At 56.1% G+C, this 19,641-nt stretch carries 18 protein-coding genes; 4 read left to right on the top strand and 14 right to left on the bottom strand.

The genetic code is table 11. The features are described 5' to 3' along the window. Nucleotides 1–17: 17 nt before the first annotated feature. From ACI5FR_RS05355 to ACI5FR_RS05335, 5 genes are all read right to left on the bottom strand, one after another. Entirely contained in the window at nucleotides 18–902 is an 885-nt protein-coding gene (locus ACI5FR_RS05355) for a carbohydrate ABC transporter permease (protein ID WP_405451319.1), read from the bottom strand. 20 nt (nucleotides 903–922) lie between these two features. Next, nucleotides 923–1,819 carry an ABC transporter permease gene (locus ACI5FR_RS05350; RefSeq protein ID WP_405451317.1) on the bottom strand — a complete coding sequence of 299 codons (897 nt, stop codon included), beginning with the start codon at nucleotides 1,817–1,819 and terminating at the stop codon, nucleotides 923–925. Nucleotides 1,820–1,925: 106 nt separating this feature from the next. Further along, complete coding sequence (locus ACI5FR_RS05345; protein ID WP_405451315.1) at nucleotides 1,926–3,590, bottom strand: extracellular solute-binding protein; 1,665 nt, start codon at nucleotides 3,588–3,590, stop codon at nucleotides 1,926–1,928. Between the two features lie 142 nt (nucleotides 3,591–3,732). After that, nucleotides 3,733–5,397, bottom strand: a complete 1,665-nt coding sequence (locus tag ACI5FR_RS05340) for a response regulator (RefSeq protein ID WP_405451312.1) — start codon at nucleotides 5,395–5,397, stop codon at nucleotides 3,733–3,735. A gap of 3 nt (nucleotides 5,398–5,400) precedes the next feature. Continuing rightward, entirely contained in the window at nucleotides 5,401–7,137 is a 1,737-nt protein-coding gene (locus ACI5FR_RS05335; RefSeq protein WP_405451310.1) for a sensor histidine kinase, read from the bottom strand. 246 nt (nucleotides 7,138–7,383) lie between these two features. Between ACI5FR_RS05335 and ACI5FR_RS05330 the strand changes: the two genes are divergently transcribed. Then, nucleotides 7,384–8,115, top strand: coding sequence for an SGNH/GDSL hydrolase family protein (locus ACI5FR_RS05330; protein ID WP_405451307.1), 732 nt, complete (start codon nucleotides 7,384–7,386; stop codon nucleotides 8,113–8,115). Here ACI5FR_RS05330 and ACI5FR_RS05325 read toward each other — a convergent pair. From ACI5FR_RS05325 to coxB, 9 genes are all read right to left on the bottom strand, one after another. Continuing rightward, nucleotides 8,101–9,231: a response regulator gene (locus tag ACI5FR_RS05325; RefSeq protein WP_405451304.1), complete on the bottom strand. Its 1,131-nt coding sequence runs from the start codon at nucleotides 9,229–9,231 to the stop codon at nucleotides 8,101–8,103. The two genes, ACI5FR_RS05330 and ACI5FR_RS05325, sit on opposite strands and share 15 nt — an antisense overlap. 172 nt (nucleotides 9,232–9,403) lie before the next feature. Further along, nucleotides 9,404–10,477: a Gfo/Idh/MocA family protein gene (locus ACI5FR_RS05320; RefSeq protein ID WP_405451302.1), complete on the bottom strand. Its 1,074-nt coding sequence runs from the start codon at nucleotides 10,475–10,477 to the stop codon at nucleotides 9,404–9,406. A 135-nt stretch (nucleotides 10,478–10,612) separates the two neighbouring features. Then, the gene (locus ACI5FR_RS05315; RefSeq protein WP_405451299.1) at nucleotides 10,613–11,221 is read right to left on the bottom strand and encodes a Uma2 family endonuclease; all 609 of its coding nucleotides are present in this window, start codon (nucleotides 11,219–11,221) and stop codon (nucleotides 10,613–10,615) included. A 122-nt stretch (nucleotides 11,222–11,343) separates the two neighbouring features. Continuing rightward, nucleotides 11,344–11,802: a DUF420 domain-containing protein gene (locus ACI5FR_RS05310; RefSeq protein ID WP_405451297.1), complete on the bottom strand. Its 459-nt coding sequence runs from the start codon at nucleotides 11,800–11,802 to the stop codon at nucleotides 11,344–11,346. A 47-nt stretch (nucleotides 11,803–11,849) separates the two neighbouring features. Continuing rightward, nucleotides 11,850–12,746 (bottom strand): cytochrome c oxidase assembly factor CtaG, encoded by an 897-nt coding sequence (ctaG, locus tag ACI5FR_RS05305; protein ID WP_405451295.1) that lies wholly within the window; start codon nucleotides 12,744–12,746, stop codon nucleotides 11,850–11,852. 116 nt (nucleotides 12,747–12,862) lie between these two features. Beyond that, a complete protein-coding gene (locus tag ACI5FR_RS05300; protein WP_405451292.1) occupies nucleotides 12,863–13,174 on the bottom strand; it encodes a cytochrome C oxidase subunit IV family protein in 312 nt (103 codons plus the stop codon). A gap of 3 nt (nucleotides 13,175–13,177) precedes the next feature. Further along, nucleotides 13,178–13,792, bottom strand: coding sequence for a cytochrome (ubi)quinol oxidase subunit III (locus tag ACI5FR_RS05295; RefSeq protein WP_405451289.1), 615 nt, complete (start codon nucleotides 13,790–13,792; stop codon nucleotides 13,178–13,180). After that, nucleotides 13,789–15,591, bottom strand: coding sequence for a cytochrome c oxidase subunit I (gene ctaD, locus ACI5FR_RS05290; RefSeq protein ID WP_405451498.1), 1,803 nt, complete (start codon nucleotides 15,589–15,591; stop codon nucleotides 13,789–13,791). Before ctaD ends, ACI5FR_RS05295 begins: the two co-directional genes overlap by 4 nt. Before the next feature lie 82 nt (nucleotides 15,592–15,673). After that, nucleotides 15,674–16,753 carry a cytochrome c oxidase subunit II gene (gene coxB / locus ACI5FR_RS05285; protein WP_405451286.1) on the bottom strand — a complete coding sequence of 360 codons (1,080 nt, stop codon included), beginning with the start codon at nucleotides 16,751–16,753 and terminating at the stop codon, nucleotides 15,674–15,676. Between the two features lie 433 nt (nucleotides 16,754–17,186). Here coxB and ACI5FR_RS05280 point away from each other — a divergent pair, with 433 nt between their 5' ends. From ACI5FR_RS05280 to motB, 3 genes are all read left to right on the top strand, one after another. Further along, on the top strand, nucleotides 17,187–17,870 hold the full coding sequence (locus tag ACI5FR_RS05280) for a hypothetical protein (protein ID WP_405451284.1): 684 nt from the start codon (nucleotides 17,187–17,189) through the stop codon (nucleotides 17,868–17,870). Between the two features lie 166 nt (nucleotides 17,871–18,036). Then, nucleotides 18,037–18,852 carry a flagellar motor stator protein MotA gene (motA, locus tag ACI5FR_RS05275; protein WP_405451281.1) on the top strand — a complete coding sequence of 272 codons (816 nt, stop codon included), beginning with the start codon at nucleotides 18,037–18,039 and terminating at the stop codon, nucleotides 18,850–18,852. After that, a complete protein-coding gene (motB, locus tag ACI5FR_RS05270; RefSeq protein ID WP_405451278.1) occupies nucleotides 18,824–19,624 on the top strand; it encodes a flagellar motor protein MotB in 801 nt (266 codons plus the stop codon). The genes motA and motB overlap by 29 nt, the downstream gene beginning before the upstream one ends. The last annotated feature ends 17 nt before the right edge of the window (nucleotides 19,625–19,641 follow it).

The following is a 19,641-nucleotide window of genomic DNA, read 5'->3' as shown; positions in this document are numbered from 1 at the left end:
CCATTCTAACGAACGCTCTACCCCTTGACGCTCCCCATCACGATCCCTTTGACGAAGAACCGCTGCAGGAACGGATACACCGCCAGGATCGGCAGCGCCGCGAGGAATATTTGGGACGACTTGATCGTCCGCTCGGACAAATTCGCCAGCTCGGACAGATCGACCGACGTCATAAGCTGCATGTCCTTGCCGATAATGATCGTGCGCAGGTAGCTCTGCAGCGGGTAATTCTCCGGCGAATTCATATAGATCAAGCCGTCGAACCAGCTGTTCCAGTGCCCGACGACCGTGAATAGGGTAATGGTCGCGAGCGCCGGTGTGGACAGCGGGACATAGATGCGCCATAGCGTCGTCCAATGGCCGGCCCCGTCCATGAACGCGGACTCCTCCAGCTCCCTCGGCAGGCCGCGGTAGAAGTTCAGCAGCAAAATGATGTTGAACACCGCCACCGCTCCCGGCAGCACGAGAGCCCAGATCGAATCGAGCAGCCCCAGCGTCTTGATCGTCATGTAAGAAGGAATGAGTCCGCCGTGGAACAAAATCGTGGTGACGAAAAACCACGCGTATACCGTCCGCCACTTGAACCGGGTCGCTTCCTTAGCGAGCGGATAGGCGGTGAGCACGACGAGGAACATGCTGACGGCCGTCCCCAGAACCGCTCGCTTCAGCGTTACCATAAGGGCAACGAGAAACTCCGGCTTCTTCAGCGCGTATGTGTAGGCGTCGAACGTGAACTGCACCGGCCAAAGCCCGACCAGTCCGCCCATCGCGGCCGCGCTGGAGCTGAGCGAGACCGACAGTACGTGCAGCAGCGGCAGAAGACACAGAATCGAGGCCCCGATCAAAAATACGTAATTTGCCGCGAGGAACAAGGTTCGACTCCAGCTGTTGTTGCGCTTCATGGTTAAACCCTCCTCCCCACTCAGAAAATCCGATACCCGGCGAACCGGTATGCCAAGCCATACGAGACCGAGATGAACAGCAGCGAGACGACCGACTTGAACAACCCGACGGCGGTGGCGACGCTGTACTGCGCATCGATCATTCCGATCCGATAGACGAACGTATCAATAATGTCACCGCTCTCATACACTTGCGGACTGTACAGGTTGAACACCTGATCGAAGCCGGCATTCAGCACGCTGCCCAGACTGAGCGTCGTCATCAGAATCACGATCGGCATGATGCCGGGGATCGTAATGTGAACCGTCTGCTTCCAGCGGTTCGCCCCATCCACGATCGCCGCCTCATACAAGGACGGGTCAATGCTCGTCAACGCCGCGAGGTACACGATCGTGCCGAAGCCGAACTCCTTCCACACATCGGTAATGACAAGCACGTATGGAAACCAGCTGTTGCTGCCGAGGAAGTAGATCGGCTCGACCCCGAAAAACCCGATAACCTCATTGACGATCCCTTTCAGCGACAGCACGTCGATCAGCACCCCGCCCAGGATGACCCAGGACAAGAAATGCGGCAAATAAATGAGCGTCTGCACCGTCCGCTTGATTCGCTCTCGCACAAGCTCGTTCAGAAGCAGTGCGAACGTGATCGGCACGACGAGTCCTGCGACGATCTTCATCGTCGCGATGAAGATCGTATTCCACAGAATCGTCCAGATGTCTGGAAGATTGAACACATACTTGAAATTTTTGAGTCCCACCCAGTCCGATCCGAAAATCCCCTTCGTCGGGATGAATTTCTCGAACGCCATCACTACGCCCAGCATCGGCCAGTAACTGAAGATCAGTACCAGGATGATGGCCGGGAGAAGCATCAGATGAAGGGGCATGTTGTGAAGCCATTTTCGCCTGGTCATGTCGGCCCACCTCCTTAATTAACCCGGAACAGAGACATAGGGGAGCCCATGGGGAAGGAGATTAAGCTCCCCTTCCCCATGCGCTGCCCCCGCTTCATCGTGACCGTTACTTGGCCGACTTGGCCCATTCATTGATTTCTTGCGTAATCTCGTTTCCGCCGAGCTTCTTCCAATCCTCCACGAACTTGTCGAAGGCTGAGATCGGTTCGCCCATGATGATCTTCGTGAGCGTCTCCAGCTCCATCTTGTCGAGTGTCGCTTTCTTCTCGCCCATCGTCTTGGTCGGAGCGCCGTAGAAGGCGTTCATCTGGAGCAGCTTGTTATTGACGTACTGGTTGATGACCTTGAACGAGCTGTCTTCGCCGAACACTCTCGCCTGGTTCCACTGCTTGTTGTCGCCGTTGTTGAACGCCTTGACCTTGTCCAAAGTCGATTGCTGCTCCGGATTCAGCTTGGACGTGTTGGCCGACTTAAGCGCCTCGGTCACGCTCAGATGGACGTCCAGGTTTTTACGCGAAGACCATGCGTTGAACGGGGCATGCTTGAACGCCTCGATGCCTTCCTTCGTGTTGAAGTATGTTTCGAACTCGATCGTCTGTCCCCAACCCTTCTCTATGAACATGTTGACCATCTTCATGAGCGCTTCGGGGTTTTTCGCCTTCTTGCTCGCCACGTAGTAGGTCACCACCGGAAGTCCAACGGCCGGTTTGGCCGGTTGACTGTCGGCGGAGACGATCGGGAACGCTTTCCATTCCATCGCCGGATTCAGGTCCTTGCCCTTCTGCAGCGGATTGATCGGCAGCCACATCGCGCCATACGCTAGGCCGATCTTGCCGGCTACGAGATCCTCGCCCGCCTTGTTTCCGTCCTTCACGCCGAATTCTTTGTCCAGCAGCCCGTTTTTGTACATGTCCTGCAGCTTCAGGAGCGCGTTCTTCATCTCCGGTTGGATCGAACCGTACGCGATGTTGCCGGAGGCGTCCTTTACCCAGCTGCCCTGATACGCATGGAAGCCGTTGAAAAAGCCGCCCAAGCCCATAATCCCGCCGCCGCCGATCCCTTTATTCAGCCCTAGTCCGAACGTGTCGGCTTTCCCGTTGCCGTCAGGATCTTGCTTGGCGAACGCCTCGGCAATCTTCACTACATCGTCCATGGTCTTGGGTTCGGGCAGATTCAGCTTCTTCAGCCAATCGGTCCGTACCCACAGAATGGATGCTCCGTCCATCGAGGAGTTCGTATTCGGGATCGCCATCAGTTTTCCGTTGAATTTGGCGGAATTCAGTTGCTCCGGGCCGTCTTCGTTCATGAATTTCTTCGTCAGCGGAGCCGCGTACTTCTCATACACGCTGGTGAGGTCCTGCACCATACCGGCCTCGATCAGCTGCTTCAGCTGGATGCTGCTCACCGCGAGGAAGTCTGGGAGGTCGTCGGACGCGATCATCACGTTCATCTTCTGCGTCATTTCGTCGCCGCTCGTCGCGATCCACTTGTACTTCAAGTTGATTCCGAGCTGATCCTTGTACAACCGCGACCATTCATTATTCTCGATCGTGTCCGAACCGACGAACTTCACCCCGGGATCTACGCTTCGCACCGTAGTGATGTCAATCGGCGGGTTGTACTTCCCGAATGGATTGGCCGACTCGGCCGGTTGAGAGCTGGATGCCGGCGATGCCGACGGATTCCCGGACTTCGGCGTCTCGGACGAACAAGCGGCGGTGACTAGCAAAGCGCTTAGAACCCCCAGCGTACTAAGCTTGAGTCGTTTCATTGTTGAGCCTCCCTGTTTGGTTATATGTGTGAATATGCTCTAATTATAGGAACAGGTCCGGGCGGTCCGATATACTACAAATTACAGAAACCTTGCCCGATCTATACGACTTGCGCTTTTTACACTTTGGTCCCGTCCCAGCCTATCTCTGGCCGAGCAGCCGGTACTCTTGGGGGGTATAGCCGGTCTTGCGTTTGAAGATGCGGGCAAAATAAGCCGGAGACTCGAACCCCACCTGTTTCGTGATCTCATGCATTTTGAGCTGGGACTCTACGACATACTCCTTCGCTTTAGTCATCCGCACATCGGTAATGTAATCGAGCAATCCGACGCCGGTCGTCTGTTTGTATAGCCGGGACAAGTAACAAGGGTTCAGATGTACGATCTGGGACAGCGCGGTGAGCGATAAATCTTTGTCCAGATGCTCGTGAATGTAGCGGTTAATCCGATCGACCACTTGGCTCGTCCGGTCGTCCTGCTCATGCTTGCGTATGTCGAACAGCCGCATGGCGAGGGCCGCCAGCCCATGAACCGCTTCCTCCCGATTCGCCTGCAGTCCCCCCTGGATCCACTTGTCCAAGTCCGCCAGCAGGTCGTCCTTTGCTTCGTCCTCCCACCTGTTGACTTGCGTGAGGAGCATGGACGCGAGCGCGTAATAGATTTCGATGAAAAAAGGTTGGTCTGCGTAGTACGGCCGCAGCGCCTGCGCGATTTCCTCCATCGTCCGCAGCCACTCCTCCTTGTCCCCGCTCTCGAACAGGAATTCTGCCCCCGTCAGCCGTTTCACCAAGGCTCGAATGTCGTGTTTGTCGCGCTCCGCCTGAACGCGTCCTTCTGGCGGCGCATCCGCCTCCTCGAAAAGGAGCGTCTCCTCACTAAGTCCGAGACCGCGGCTCAATAGCTTCCTGAGCCGGTCATAGGCGGCGCTTACATTCGTCCACGGCTCCGGCCGGCTGCCGGCTGCGAGCGAGATCGGCATGTGGAGCAGGTCCTTGCACGTCGTCTGGATCGTCTCCAGCACCCCCTGCACGAGACGAACCGTCGCCGCCCATGCTTCCTCCGGCTCCAGCTCCGGTTCCGGAACACGCCCGGCCGGCTGTAGGAGCCACAGAAACCGATTGCGGTCCATCTCCACGAGCTGCACCTGGCAGCCGGTCAAGAACTCCTCCGCCACGTTATGGACGGCATAGAGCAGGAGGGCCTTGTCCGACGCGCTCCACCCTTCCTTCCAATGGTCCACGCGGCCCAATATGAGCAGTACGTCCTCTTCGTACCGCAGCCGGATATCCAGCTCCTCGAACTGCTGAGGCTCCACCTTGACGAACGCGGTTTCCCCCTCGCACAGCTGGATCAGCCATTCCCGTCTCAGGTAAGGTACGGCCAGCTGGAGCTGTTCCCTCGCTCGCGCGACGAACTGCTTGTTCGAGCGTTCGGTGATGAGCGACTCCAGGGCGCGGCTGACGCTGGCCACGATCTCCTCCGGCGGCTCCGTCTTCAGCACATAATCGACCGACCCGTGACGCAGCGCCGTCTGCACATAATCGAAATCGTTATACCCGGAGAGGAAGATCACTTTGCAGTCCGGCCAGACGCGGTTGATCTCTCTCTGCAGCTCCAACCCGGACATGCCCGGCATCCGGATATCCGTCAGCACGATGTCGATCCGGTTGCGGCGGAGCACCTCGACCGCTTCGTCCCCGGAATACGCACGGAACAGCTCGAGCTCATACCGCTCGAAGTCAAGCATCAAGCGATAGATGCCGTCGACCAGGATAGGCTCGTCATCTACAATGAGCAATCGATACATGCGTTACACCCTCTCTCTTGGAATACAGATTCGAACCTTAAGTCCGCCGAGCTCGCTCCGGGACAGCTGCAGCGACGCATCTTCCCCGAAGCGTAACCGGAGGCGGCGGTGGATATTGACAAGTCCGGTCGTTTCTAGCGGCTCCGGTCCGGCTAGGATGCTTTGCCGGAGCTGCAACAGCCGTTCGTCAGTCAGCTCATCCCCGTTGTCCTCCACCACAATGGTCACAAACCGGTCGTCACACGTGCTGCACACCTGGATCACTCCATCTCGCTTCTTGTTCTCGAGCCCGTAATTGTATGCGTTCTCGAGGATCGGCTGCACAATGAGCCTCGGTACGCGGAGCGACTCGAACTCGACAGGCGGATCCTCGAACCGCACCTGGATGCGATGTGAGAACCGGAATGCCTGAATGTCCGTGAACGTCCGTGCGAAGTTCATCTCGGCTTGAAGCGTCACTTCTTCAGAGCCGTCCCTAGTGATGAATTTGAAATACTCGCCCAGGTATCGTGTGAATCGTACGACACTGTCATATTCTTCGTTCTGAGCGATGTGGGAGAGGGTGAAGAAGCTGTTGTACAGAAAATGGGGATTGATCTGCGCCTGCAGCTGTCGAAACTCGGAGATGTTCGCCCGGTACCGCTGTTCATACACTTCATGAATGAGCACCCTCAAATGATCGACCATCGCATTGTACTGGATGAACAAATAGGCGAACTCGTCCTTGGCCGGGTGGTGGACGCTCCGTGTCAGGTTGCCCTGCTCCACGGCACGGAACGCTCTGACGAGCGTTCGAAGCGGCCGATGGATCAGACGGTAGATGACATAGGACACAAATAGAATGGCGATCAGCGCTACCAGCGACAGGACCCAGGTCCATACCCGATACTTATTCAGCGGGCCCAGTACCGCCTTCTCGGGTAAATACATGAACAGCGTCGTCCCCAGCATCGAGGACGTGCGGGAAGCGGTGAAAAACCGTTCCTTCCCAATGACCTGCGTTACAATTCCGGTGCCGGTGTCGGCTGCCGGCAGGCGGCTCGTAATCGCCTCGTCCATTCCATTATTGCCGGTGCCGGAGAGCGTCCAGCCTCCCCGGTTATCGGCCAGGATCGCTCCACCGCCGGGAATATCCGTGAAGCGGCTGAGCACCTCGATGAGCTCCTTGCGATTGATCTCAACGACCAACAGATAGAGCGGGCTGCTGCTCGTGTATTCGGGGTAGGTGTAGCTGATGAACAACCGATTCTTGTAGAACCGGAACGGTGTATAGCGGTCGGCAGGAGCCGACAAGGCGCTGAATTCATCCTGCGGAATCGGCCCGACCCCTTCCCCCGACGAGATCGTACGCTGCATCTGATAGAAATGGAGACTCGCCTTGCTCACATAACTGCTCGATTCCTTTAGAAGCTGCATCTGCTTTTGCAGCCGCAGAATAGCCCGCGTTCTTTCGAAATCCTCCATCACCTCGGAAGCGACGCTTAGCTTCATTACATCGTCGTCGGTCACGTATTCCTTGCTCAGCTTGATGATTTTGCTGAACTCGAGCTCGAGCTGCTCCATATAAAATTGGACTCGGGTAGACGTCGAATTGGCGATTTCGTTCCGAACCGAGGCGGAGCCCGACTCGTTCATACGCAGGCTGATGCCATAGAGCGGTACAACCAGCATCAGGAAGGACACAATCAGCTTTCCGTACAACGATCCTCGGGGGCGAACCCGCTTCCATAACTTGCGCATCGTATATCCTCCGTCCCTCCGCTTACCGCAATACGAATAGCCTTCGCTCCGACTTGGCGGACGACGAAGGCTCTGAGTAAATCCAGTGTATCAGCTCATGAAGCGAATGCCTATACAAGATTGTTGATTTTATTTGCCCATTTTCTACCTCTTGCACATTATTGACTTCTTGTGTCTATTGTCTGGTCTACCTCGCCTGAGTGTAATACAATGGGGAGCAGAACCTTGAGACGAAGGAGAATCTCCATGAACGATCCAGATTCCCTCCCCGATTCCGCCGCATTCGCCAGATTCCGGGAGCGGCTGGCGCGTAAAAACGCCGACGTAGCCGAACCGCCCGTCCTCTACACCGCCTTCGGCGACAGTGTCACGCAGGGCTGGTTCGAACATGCGACATGCGATCATCCCTGCTCGTTCCCCACCCAATTCAAGCTTCGGGTCGAGCGTCGCTATCCGGCTGCGGCCGTCAATCTGATCAATGCCGGCGTGGCCGGCGATACGGCTGCCCGTTCGCTGAATCGCATCGAGCGCGATCTGCTGCGGTATCCGTCCGATCTGGTTACGATCGCTTTCGGGGCGAACGATGCGCACGGCGGGTCGGCAGGCCTCGATGCCTATCGCCGCTCGCTCACCGAGATCATACGGCTCGTCCGCGAGAACAGCGATGCCGATCTTCTGCTGATCACACCCAGCTGGATGATGTTGAGCGACAACCCGTTCATCCATGTGCTGGAGCGCAAATATGTAGATACGTTCGTCCAGCTGGCCGAGCGCCGCACATTGTCTGACTATCGAGAGGCCATGCTGGAAGCCGCCAGTCTGACCCATACGTCGTGCTTGGACATTTATGCCATGTGGCAGAAGATGCACGACTCCGGTATCGATATTCATGCCCGGCTGGCGAACGGCATCAATCATCCCGACCGCGCCATCCATGAACGGATCGCGGAAGCGATGGAGCGGCTAGTTGTGGGCTGACACCATGGCATCGCGCAGCTCGCGTATACGCGGCTTCACCTTCAGCCCCAGCTCTTCCTCCAGCATCGTGCGGTATTTCTCGTACCAGAACAGGAAGGAGCTTCGGTCGTGCAGGGCCGCATACGTCTCCAGCAGCAGCACATACGCGTCTTCGTCGAGCGGGTCTTGCTCCACCGCCTTGAGCAGCGTGTCCACCGCCCGGCTGAGCGCACCCTTCTCCAGGTAGGCGCAGGCGAGCTGCTGGGCGAGCCGGCTGAATTTGCGCTGCAGCCGCTCCTGCTGCGCCTGGCTCCAGCTGTAGTCCTTGCCATGAAGCAGCGGGCCGCGGTACAGGGCGAAGCTGCGCTCGGCGTCTTCCAGGCTCATCTTGCCGGAGTCGATCTCCTCCACCGTTCGCTCGAATTCATCTAGCTCGCAGTCTTTGATGCCGATCAATCGATACGTGCCTCGCTGCGACTCCAGCCGATATTCCACATTGTATTCCTGTAGGGACTTCTTCAGCCGGTAGACGGCGGTGTACAAGTTCTGCTCGGCCCGGTCCGGTCCGGATTCCGGCCACAGCTTCTCGCAGATGTCCCACTTGGAGATGCTGTGGCCTCCGCTCGTGACCAGGAAGGCGAGCAGCTCCTCCACCTTCGCGGTGGAGAACCGCACGGGCGTCGATCGCTTCGGCCCGTACAGCTCGAAGCCGCCGAAGACGACCAAGCGGGCTGAAGCGGGAAGCGGCTCTTCGGCCGGCTCCTCGGCCTCCGCCTTCAGCCGACGCTGGAGCCGCTCCCAGCAGCGCCCCATCTGCGCCGCGCTGACCGGCTTCAGCAAGTAATCGAGCGCGCTGACGCCGAACGCTTCGAGCGCATATTCCTTGTACGCGGTGACGAAGACGAACTCGGCCTGCGGGAGTGCCGCCTGCAGCTCCCCCGCGAGCTCGATTCCGCTCATCTGCGGCATCTCGATATCCAGGAACACGACGTCGGGCCGGAGCCGCTTCGCCTCCTGAAGCGCTTCCGAAGGCTTCGTGAACGCTCCGACCACCTGCAGCTCGGTATGGTCCTGGATCATTTGGGCGAGCAAGTGAAGCGCCGGGCTCTCATCGTCTACGAGTAGGGCGGTCCGCATCTGTCCGTTATCTCCTTTGTCGGTCCCCGGTTATTTCTGGCCGTGCAACCTGATTCACCTCATATTTTAGCACATTTCTAATTCTTGGAGAGGGCTTGGACGAAAGAAAAATGACCGTTCCGAGCAGCTGCCAGCTGTCCGTACGGTCACTTTTGTTCGATGGAGCGGAGGCCTATTCCACTTGCACCGCTTGCTTTTGTGCGATCAGGCATAGCTCGGCCGCCTTGAACGCGTGGGCCTGGGTCATCGCGTTCTCGGTCCGTTTAAGGCAATCGAGCACGAGCTGTCCGAAGTACGGGAAGCCGACCTTGCCGGACAACTCGAGATGCTGCTCTCCTTCATTGTTCACCAGGTACAAGTGATCGGACGTCCCGCTGCGGGCGACGTCTATATACTTGCGAAGCTCGATATAGCCGTCCGTCCCGAGAATGACCGTTCGGCCGTCCCCCCATGTGCCCAGCCCTTCCGGCGTAAACCAGTCCACGCGGAAATAGTTCGTCGCCCCGTTATCGCCGATCAGCGTCGCATCCCCGAAGTCTTGCAGCTCGGGATAGTTCTTGTTGTTGTAGTTCGCCACCTTGCTCGAGACGACCTTGGCGTCCTTGCAGCCGGCGAAGTGCAGGTATTGTTCGATCTGGTGGCTGCCGATGTCGCACAGAATGCCGCCGTATTGCTCGAGCTTGAAAAACCAATCCGGACGCGAGGCCGCTCTCAGCCGGTGCGGGCCTAGGCCGATCACTTGCAGCACCCGGCCGATCGCGCCGTCCTTGATCAAGGCGCCGGCGTGAACCGCACTCTCCACGTGAAGGCGCTCGCTGTAGTACACGGCATATTTTTTACCGGTCTTCGCCGTCATGGCCCTGGCCGACTCCAGCTGCTCCAACGTCGTGAATGGAGCTTTGTCGACGAAATAGTCTTTGCCGTGCTCCATCACCTGCAAGCCCAGCCCGCAGCGCTCGTTCGGGATCCCCGCTCCTGCGACAAGTCGCACTTCCGGGTCTTGCAAAATTTGCTGCATTTCGGAAGCGGCTTGGGCACCCGGATACCGCTTCAGCAGCCCGGCTACCTTGTCCGGATCGGGGTCGTACACCCACTTGAGCGTCGCACCTGCTTCCACTAGCCCGTTGCACATCCCGTTAATGTGGCCATGCTCCAAGGCCGCCGCCGCGAATACGAATTCACCCGGCTTCACAACCGGACTTGGCTTGCCCTCCGGCGCATAGTTCATTCCGTCTGCTTTTTGCATCTCTATCTTTCCCTCCCACTTGTAGTCGCAAGTCAATATCTTCTATGTACTAGCGTACACCAGACCGTTTATTTGGAATTGCACCGTATTTGGTAACTTTCTGCGCTCATTTATACGTGGTTGTTCAATTCCAGCTTAATTCCGGATCGATTGGAACAGCTTGTCCACCTCGATATGCAGGCAGGGGAATCGATTAGACGTAAGCACCATGGCAAATGCTATGCCATAGCTCTGTACGAGCGTGAACTTCCCTTGCTCAAGAACGAATTGGTCGAGCGTAAAATGCAGCGGGTCCACGATCCAATATTCTTCTACCCCGTGCTTCTCATATTGGCGTTTTTTTCTAATTTTATCGTTGGTACTCGTACTTGGAGACAGGATCTCCACGACCAGATTCGGCGCCCCTTCGATACGAGCAGATTTGATGATAGGCTCCCGCTCGTGCAGCACCATGACAAGGTCCGGTTGAAACTGGTTCTCCTCATCCAGATAGACGTCAATCGGTGCATAGAGGATCGTCCCGTTCGAGTGGCACGTGGCGTGGATGGCCAAATAAAGGGCTGCCGAAACTTTCTGATGAGCCACTGTAGGCGCCGGCGAGAGATCATAGCGTACTCCCTCAATGATCTCATAGCGTTCTTCGATGTAAGGAACCGCATGGACGTCTGCACTATACTCGTAGGACTCGGGAGTTTCTTTGACTTTATCCGGTTTTTGTTTGGATGTATCGTCACGCTCGCTCATGGTCGACGCCTCCTGCAGCTCGATTCATGTATTACCGCTCATTCTTATGGTATCAAATGAAGCGCGGTATGCCAACGAAAGAAAAAAGACAGCCCGGTTAGGCTGCCTGAATATAAACCCCATTAATAACCAAAAATCGCTCTCCACACCGGCGCCGTATGGCCGCCCGGGTACTTGATGTAGAGCAAGTAGTACACGGTCACGCCGGTAATCGCCGTTAGGAACCATATGATCGAAGTCCACGGCCCGATGCGGCGATGCTTGTCCAACTGGTTCTTGTAGCCCCAGCGCAAGGTGATGATCCCCATAATGCCGCCGACGGTGGCGAGCACGATATGGAACAGCAAGAAGATGAGATAAAATACCTTCGTATGCTCCGGCCCGTCGAACAGCGTGTTCCCCACGAACACCGTGCGGGACAAGTAAAAGATGAAAAACAAGGAAGCAAATACGCCTGCCGTCGTCATCACTTTCTTATGCGCTTCGATCTTGCGCTGCGCGATCAGCACCCAACCGATCGCCACGAAGATGGCGCTGATTACGATGAACGAAGTGCTAATGGTAGGCATTACATTGTACATCCGCTACAGACCTCCCCTATAGTCCCACAAAACGGCGAACCCCATCGTTACGCGGTCGTCGGTTCGATTTCGTTGTCGTCCCCTCGCTCGCGGCCATACCAGGTGAAGAACACATAAGCCAACGCGGCGCCGTACGTAATTTCCTGCATGACCTTCATGATGACGCCGCCTAGCTGCTGATCTTCCTGCCCCCCGAGCAGCAAGAAATACTGCGGGCCGCCCGCGAACTGCTGCAGCAGCGCCTCCGCATTGCCCGACACGCAGTAGCCCATTGCTTTGGCCCAAGCTTCGGGATCACTATAGGTGGCGTACACCGTTGTATCGGCGAATATGATCAAGGCGCACGCCGGCGTGATCAGCACGCCATTGGCGAAAATATACGCCATCTTTTTCAACTCGGACATGGAATGAAGCTCCGGCAACGGGGACACGATCGGCCACCACATCATGAATGCCGCGAATAACATCGCGAAGAAGTACACATTATGAACCGTAAAATGGGTCATGACATAATCATGCACCATCGGCATGTGATAGAACGAGAAAAGAATGTTGAACATGAACACCGTGATCATCGGATGCGTGATCGCCGTGAGCACCCGCTTGACCCCGCGGAACCGGAACAGCGGCTGGATCATCCAGCCCGGAATCCCGATGAGCATAAGCGGCGGCGCGATCAAATAAGCCAGCGTCATGGCCGTCATATGCGCGCTGAACATGAGGTGGCCGAGCAGACTGACCGGTCCCCCTTGCGCCATGTAGTAGACGAACAGACCGATCAGGAACGAGATGATGCGTCCAATCGACAGCGGCGTCGATTCCGCGAACAGCTTCGTCCGGTACGGGCCTACGAGACCTAAGTACACGACGGCGATGATGATCGTAAGGATCAAGCTAAACGGACTCCACAGGTCGCTGAATGAGAAATATTGCAAGCCCAGCATTAGCGCAACCTCCTTCAAGCCTTACTGTAAGCAACCCCACTCATACCTTTGCGGGGACCCAAACTAAGACCACATTGTAAAAAAGGGGAGGCTATCTTGCAAGCCTCCCCGACATGTTACCACCAAATCCAATATACGACTGCCGCTACGCCTGTTAGCGCGATTGTAAAGCCGAAGGTGATGCCTACGATAGCGTAAACGTGGCCGCGGTCCTTCGCATGCATCCAGAACAAGAACTGGAAGGCGGCCTGGATGAGCGCCAGCAGGACGATGAACAGCAGGGTGAACGTACGTCCCATCTGGGCATTGACTACAACGAACGCCAGAATGGTCAGGACGATCGACAGGGCGAAGGCCAAGAAGTGATTCTTGGGTCCTTCATGCACATGGCGACGGTTCTCGCTCCCCGATGGAGAATGATTTGCCATCGATTACGCCACCTTTCCCATCAAATAAACGATCGTGAAGATGAAGACCCACACAAGGTCGACGAAGTGCCAGTACAAGCTTGCATTGTAGAGCTTGGGCGCCGTGACGACGGTAAGGCCTTTGCGGGCCAGCTGCCCCATCAAGAGCGAGATCCAGATGACCCCGAACAAGACGTGGGCTCCGTGGAACCCGACTAACGTATAAAAGGCGGAACTGAAGGCACTAGTCGAGAACTTATGACCTTCATGGACATATTCGACGAATTCGTAAATTTCGAGACCCAAGAAGGCGAGGCCGAGAACGACCGTGATCCCGAACCAGAGCTGCATGGCGCCAGTCGCCTTGCGGTGCATCGCTTGAACCGCGAGCACGCTAGTCATACTGGAGGTCAACAAGATGAACGTGGCGAGAGCCACTGTAGCGAGCTTGAAAATCTCGTGTGCCGGAGGACCGTCAGCGATCTCGTTGCGCAACCCGATGAAGGTGGCGAACAAGCAGCCGAACAACACGGTCTCTGCGCCTAGGAACAACCAGAAGCCGAGTACTTTATTGCGTCCTTCCAGTGTAGCTTTCTCCGGCTCTGCAGGAAGGTTATGACCCGTCAAATCGTGGTTCATGCTCTTACCTCCTTATCCTGCAGTTCTTCCACTTCTATGTGGTACCCGTGATCGTCATACAGCGAGCGCAGCAGCATGCAGATCAATGTGATTGCAACGCCGATGCCGGATACCCAGTAGTAGTGATACATGAAGCCGTAACCTGCGATGAACAACCCGATCGACATCACGAGCGGCAAGATCGACGGCGATGGCATATGGATCGGACCGAGCGGCTCGGCCGGCGTCATTTCCTTCTTGCCCTCCATCTTCTCCTTGAACAGCGGATCCAGCCCGCGTACGAGAGGAAGCTGCTTGAAGTTGTACTCCGGCGGCGGCGAAGGAATCGCCCATTCCAGTGTACGGCCGTCCCATGGATCGGCTGGCGCGTTCTTCGGTTTCATAGCGGTAATGACGATGTTCACGAGCAGAAGAATCGTCCCTACCCCCATGCTGAATGCGCCGATACTGCTGACGAGGTTCAATGTATCGAAGCCTTGATTCGGCAAGTAAGTGAATACGCGGCGCGGCATCCCCATCAAACCGAGGAAGTGCTGCACGAAGAACGTCAGGTGGAAGCCGATGAAGAAGAACCAGAACATCCACTTGCCTAATGTTTCGTTCAACATGCGTCCGAACATCTTAGGCCACCAGTAGTAGAGGCCCGAGAACAATCCGAACACGAGACCGCCTACGATTACGTAATGGAAATGCGCTACAACGAAATAGCTGTCGTGGAACTGGAAGTCCGCGGCCGGCGCCGCCAGCATAACCCCGGTCATCCCGCCCATAACGAACGTTGGGATGAAACCTACGGCGAACAAGTTCGCGGTCGTGAACCGAATCTGACCGCCCCACAGCGTGAAGAGCCAGTTGAAGATCTTGATCCCCGTCGGAACCGCGATGAGCATCGTCGCGATCGAGAACAAGGCGTTCCCCACCGGACCGAGGCCGGTTGTGAACATGTGGTGGACCCAAACCATGAAGCCCAAGAACCCGATGATTACGGTCGCGAATACCATCGCGCTGTAACCGAACAACCGCTTGTGCGAGAATGTACTTACGACTTCCGAGATAATGCCGAACGCCGGCAAAATCAGGATGTACACCTCGGGGTGACCGAAGATCCAGAAGATGTGCTGCCACAAGACGACGTTCCCGCCGGCCGCCACATCGAAGAAGTTCGCGTGGAACAGTCGTTCGAACATCAGGAGTACGAGGCCTACCGTAATCGCCGGGAAGGCGAAGAGAATAAGTGCAGACGTGATGAACGACGTCCATGTGAAGAGCGGCATTCTCATGAAGGACATGCCGGGCGCCCGCATGTTGATAATCGTGACGAGGAAGTTAATCCCCCCGATCAGGGTCCCGATCCCCGCAATCTGAAGGCCGAGTACATAGAAGTCGGTCCCTCGGCCCGAGTACTCAGGCGAGGACAATGGTACGTATCCGGTCCAGCCCGCATCCGGAGCGCCACCGAGCAGCCAGCTCGTGTTCATGAGCAAGCCGCCGGCGAAGAACAGCCAGAAGCCGAGCGAGTTCACGAACGGAAACGCTACGTCGCGCGCGCCGATCTGAAGCGGTACAACCGCATTCATGAAGGCGAAGATCAGCGGCATCGCCGCGAAGAAGATCATCGTCGTCCCGTGCATCGTGAGCAGCTGATTGAACATGGATGCATCGACCGCATCGTTCATCGGCTTCATCAATTGCACGCGGATCAGAATCGCTTCCAGACCGCCGAGCAGGAAGAACAATCCTCCGGCCAGCAAGTACAGGATGCCGATCTTTTTATGGTCAACGGTCGTCAGCCAATCCATCAGACCGCTGTACTTCTTGACCTTGTGGTGAGCATGTGCATGTGCGTGTGCCAACGTTCTAAACCCCCTTCTTCAATAGTCGTTACTTCGTCGACTTTTGTCCAGCCAAGTATTCTACAAGCGCATCGATCTGCTTATCGGTCAGCCCGAGGCTTGTTTCCATCTTGCTGCCTGGAACGTCCTGCGGATTCGGCATCAGATTGCCCGGTTTCACTTCCTGAGGATCCTTCAACCACGTATGTAGGTTGTTCTTCACGTCCTCCGGGTTCTTGTTGATCAAGATACCGGCTACCGTCATGCGATCTCCGTAGTTGACCAGGTTAGGGGCCACTTTACCGCCTACTACTTGCTTCTGCTGCGGATCGAATACGGCGTGACAGCCGATGCAGCTCTTCTTGAAAATTTGCTCGCCTTCGGACGCAAGCGCGGAATTCACGGCCACCGGAGCCTTCATGCTGGCGATCCAGCGATCGAACTCATCCGGCGTAACGGCCTTCACCTTGAAGTCCATCAGAGCGTGGGACGTACCGCACAGCTCGGCGCACTTCCCATAGTATACGCCCGGCTTATCCGCGACGAGGTAGTGCATATTGGTCATACCAGGGTTGTTATCCTTCTTGCCGCCGAGTGTCGGCACCCAGAACGAGTGGTTGACGTCAGCCGATTCCAGATGGAAGGCAATCGTGCGGCCGGTCGGAATGACAAGATCTTGAGCGGTGTTAACCTTCTCGTTCATGTACTCGAATTCCCACCAAAACTGATGGCCCGTCACCTTCACCTGAAGCGCGTTCGGATCCTTCGAGTAGTCTTTGTCCAGTTCGAACGTGTACTTCACCGTCGGGATTGCAATGATGAAGAGCAGAAGGAACGGAATCACGGTCCAGATGATCTCCAGCTTGTGATTGCCCTCTACTTGCTTCGGGATCCCCGTCTGTCCAGGCCGTTTGCGGAAACGTACGAGAACATAGACGTAAATCACGGCCACGACAATGAAAACGCCGATCATGACGGCGAGCGAGATAAGGATCAGCCATAATTGCTTCTCCGCTACAGGTCCTTTCGGATTCAACGTAGTCAATTCGTCAATCCCGCAGCCGGATAGTATGAACGTCATCATCGCCAGCAAAGGGACTAAACGCCATACAAATTGCCACCGTTTCATTCACTCATCAACCCCAATTCTCTGTTATCAATAGATCAATCGATGAAAGACGACCAATCTATTCAAGTATTACAATCCAAATTCCGCCGTCAAAAACCGAGGAATTTCGATCATGGATGGCCATATCTTGCGGGCGAACCTTAATCACTTTATTAACTATAAGTTCGTACCGATTGTTTGTCAATCTTCCTGGCAAAGTTCACAAAATGTTCTAATATCAAGGGTTCCAAGCGTTTTCGGGCCTTTTTCCACTACCTTAAAATGGCAGTTTTGCCCTCATGGCGACTCATAAAGGGTATTTCCTTTTTTCGGTTACTTTATGCAATTGCCTACAGATTTCGCTGTGTTCGAAGAGGCGCATATTTCCCACTTCGGAGCGAATGATAACGATAAGCGCAATCCTACAACCCGATCTCACAGCCAGGAGGTTCTTATGTCCAACGCACAGCTGATCAAATGGATCGCCTGCCTCACGCTCGCCGCAGGACTTACGGGGTGCACGTCCTACAAACAGCACTTCGAGAACAGCCCTTCCGATTACGGCAGCCGGACCAGCATGCACGAAGCGACAGGCTTCCGTACCTACAATACGCAGCGCAGAGCCGCCGACCACAACAACAATACGATGGCTTACAGCCAATCTTCCTCCGACGCCGTCGACGACATGAAGGGGATCCGAACGTCCTTTGTCATCGTGACCGATAAGAACGCCTATGTAGCGATCCTGCTCGATAGTACCGCTACCGGCATGAAGGGCAAAGGGACGAAGCTCGGCAGCGACCGGAGAATCGCCTCCCCCGGCGTGGACGACCATTCCGACTTCACGGAGTCGCTCAAGCCCGGCGATATCGCGATGAACAAGTACTCGTTCCCGACGATCCCCGATCCGCAGGATATCTCGAGCGAGCTGCAGACGGAGCTGACCCAGAAAATCCGGGGGCTGCATCCGGGCATCACGAACGTGTTCATTTCCGCCAACCAAGATTTCATCAACCGGTTCAGCCAGTACGCCCACGAAGCTTGGCGCGGCGTCTCCCTCCAGCCTTATGTGTCCGACCTGAACGCGCTCGTGAAGGATCACTTCGGGGATCACGGCATCATCCAGCTGACGCCATAAACGTGTTTCTTCATCTAATAGTGTCCAAACACCGAATGAGAATAAGTCTCACGGTGTTTTTTTGTGCGCTGGGGGTGAACTCGCGTGCAGGAATCGATTGTCTCTAATCGAATCCTTAGTCGATGCCGATATACTTAGGGTATAGACTAAATCGCGAGGTGTCACAATGGAGAAATCTACAATAATAGGGGTCGTCCTGGGGTTTGTCGCCGTCGGCGTCGGCATGGTGCTCAAGGGGGCCCACCTCAGCTCGCTGTTGAATTACGCCGCGTTCCTCATTATTATCGGAGGCACCGCAGCCTCGGTTCTCATCGCGTTCCCTATGTCGGAATTGGCTAAGATCCCCAAGCTGTTCCGGATTATCTTCGTGAAACAAAAGCTCGTCCCGAAAAAGGAGCTCATCCAGCTGTTCATCGAGTGGGTGACGATTACCCGCCGCGAAGGGCTGCTCGCGCTGGAGAGCAAGGTGGAGGAGATCAACGACCCGTTCTTGCGCAACGGAATGCGGATGATCATCGACGGCAACGACCAGGAGTTCATCCATGACGTATTAATGGAAGAAGTCCATGCGATGGAGGAGCGTCACCGCGCGGGAGCGTTGATCTTCTCCCAGGCAGGTACATACGCGCCTACGCTCGGGGTGCTCGGGGCCGTGGTCGGGTTGATCGCGGCGCTCAGCAACTTGAACCAGGTAGACCAGCTCGGCCATTTGATCTCCGCCGCCTTCGTCGCGACGCTGCTCGGCATTTTCACCGGCTATGTGCTCTGGCACCCGATCGCTACGAAGCTGAAGCAGATTTCCCGTAAGGAAGTCGAGATCAAGCTGATGATGGTGGAAGGTCTGCTCTCGATCCAATCCGGGATCTCCGCGATCGCGATCGAGCAAAAGCTGTCCGTCTTCCTGACTCCGTCGGAACGTTACGGTCCACAAATCCAAGAGGAGGATTCCGAACGTGAGCAAAAGGCGAAAACCGCATCATGAGGAACATATCGATGAAGGCTGGCTCATCCCTTACGCCGATTTGCTGACGCTCCTGCTCGCCTTGTTCATCATCTTGTTCGCCTCGAGCGAGGTGGATTCCAAGAAGTACGACCAGATTATGCGCAGCCTGAATTCCGCATTCAGCGGCGGGACCAGCCTGTTCGAGAAGACGACGATCGTCCCGATCACCAAGGAACCGACCGACGAGATCAACAAGAAAACTGAGGATTATAAAAACCAGAATCAAGTGCTGACCCGGGAACAACAGGCGCAGTTCGAGAAGGAAATGGCCGACCTGCAGGAGCTGAAGCAGAAGCTCGACCAATACATTCAGGATAACGGGCTCACCACCCAACTCGAGACCCGCCTGACGAACGATCTGCTTATGATCACGATTCGCGACAACGCCCTGTTCGCCTCGGGCAGCGCGGAGGTGAAGCCGGACGCCCGCTTGCTGGCCCAGGCGATCTCGAACATGCTGACCCAATACCCGAATTATCAGATTGAAGTCGCAGGACATACGGACAATATCCCGATCAACACGCGGGAGTTCGAGACGAACTGGGACTTGAGCTCGAAGCGCGCGAGTAACTTCATGAAGATCCTGCTCCAGAACCAGCAGATCAATCCCGCCCGGTTCAGCACCATTGGGTACGGCGAGTTCCATCCGATCGACGACAACAATACGGCGGAAGGCCGGGCCAAGAACCGGCGCGTGGAAGTATCCATTCTGCGGACGGCCAAGAACGGCACCTCTATCTCGGCACAATGACAGCCGTATACAACGCA

This window comes from Paenibacillus sp. HJGM_3, from assembly GCF_045062745.1.
GTDB lineage: Bacteria > Bacillota > Bacilli > Paenibacillales > NBRC-103111 > Paenibacillus_AA.
The sequence above is the reverse complement of the archived record's forward strand: the minus strand, read 5'-3'. Positions and strand labels throughout refer to the sequence as shown.

Coding starts and splice junctions, on each gene's coding strand:
- ctaG (WP_405451295.1), bottom strand. CDS start 12,746: ATGCTGGGCTTGCAATATTTCTCATTCAGCGACCTGTGGAGTCCGTTT.
- ACI5FR_RS05350 (WP_405451317.1), bottom strand. CDS start 1,819: ATGACCAGGCGAAAATGGCTTCACAACATGCCCCTTCATCTGATGCTT.
- motA (WP_405451281.1), top strand. CDS start 18,037: ATGGAGAAATCTACAATAATAGGGGTCGTCCTGGGGTTTGTCGCCGTC.
- coxB (WP_405451286.1), bottom strand. CDS start 16,753: ATGAAACGGTGGCAATTTGTATGGCGTTTAGTCCCTTTGCTGGCGATG.
- ACI5FR_RS05330 (WP_405451307.1), top strand. CDS start 7,384: ATGAACGATCCAGATTCCCTCCCCGATTCCGCCGCATTCGCCAGATTC.
- ACI5FR_RS05310 (WP_405451297.1), bottom strand. CDS start 11,802: ATGTACAATGTAATGCCTACCATTAGCACTTCGTTCATCGTAATCAGC.
- ACI5FR_RS05335 (WP_405451310.1), bottom strand. CDS start 7,137: ATGCGCAAGTTATGGAAGCGGGTTCGCCCCCGAGGATCGTTGTACGGA.
- ACI5FR_RS05295 (WP_405451289.1), bottom strand. CDS start 13,792: ATGAACCACGATTTGACGGGTCATAACCTTCCTGCAGAGCCGGAGAAA.
- ctaD (WP_405451498.1), bottom strand. CDS start 15,591: ATGGATTGGCTGACGACCGTTGACCATAAAAAGATCGGCATCCTGTAC.
- ACI5FR_RS05315 (WP_405451299.1), bottom strand. CDS start 11,221: ATGAGCGAGCGTGACGATACATCCAAACAAAAACCGGATAAAGTCAAA.
- ACI5FR_RS05320 (WP_405451302.1), bottom strand. CDS start 10,477: ATGCAAAAAGCAGACGGAATGAACTATGCGCCGGAGGGCAAGCCAAGT.
- ACI5FR_RS05355 (WP_405451319.1), bottom strand. CDS start 902: ATGAAGCGCAACAACAGCTGGAGTCGAACCTTGTTCCTCGCGGCAAAT.
- ACI5FR_RS05300 (WP_405451292.1), bottom strand. CDS start 13,174: ATGGCAAATCATTCTCCATCGGGGAGCGAGAACCGTCGCCATGTGCAT.
- ACI5FR_RS05325 (WP_405451304.1), bottom strand. CDS start 9,231: ATGCGGACCGCCCTACTCGTAGACGATGAGAGCCCGGCGCTTCACTTG.
- ACI5FR_RS05340 (WP_405451312.1), bottom strand. CDS start 5,397: ATGTATCGATTGCTCATTGTAGATGACGAGCCTATCCTGGTCGACGGC.
- ACI5FR_RS05345 (WP_405451315.1), bottom strand. CDS start 3,590: ATGAAACGACTCAAGCTTAGTACGCTGGGGGTTCTAAGCGCTTTGCTA.
- ACI5FR_RS05280 (WP_405451284.1), top strand. CDS start 17,187: ATGTCCAACGCACAGCTGATCAAATGGATCGCCTGCCTCACGCTCGCC.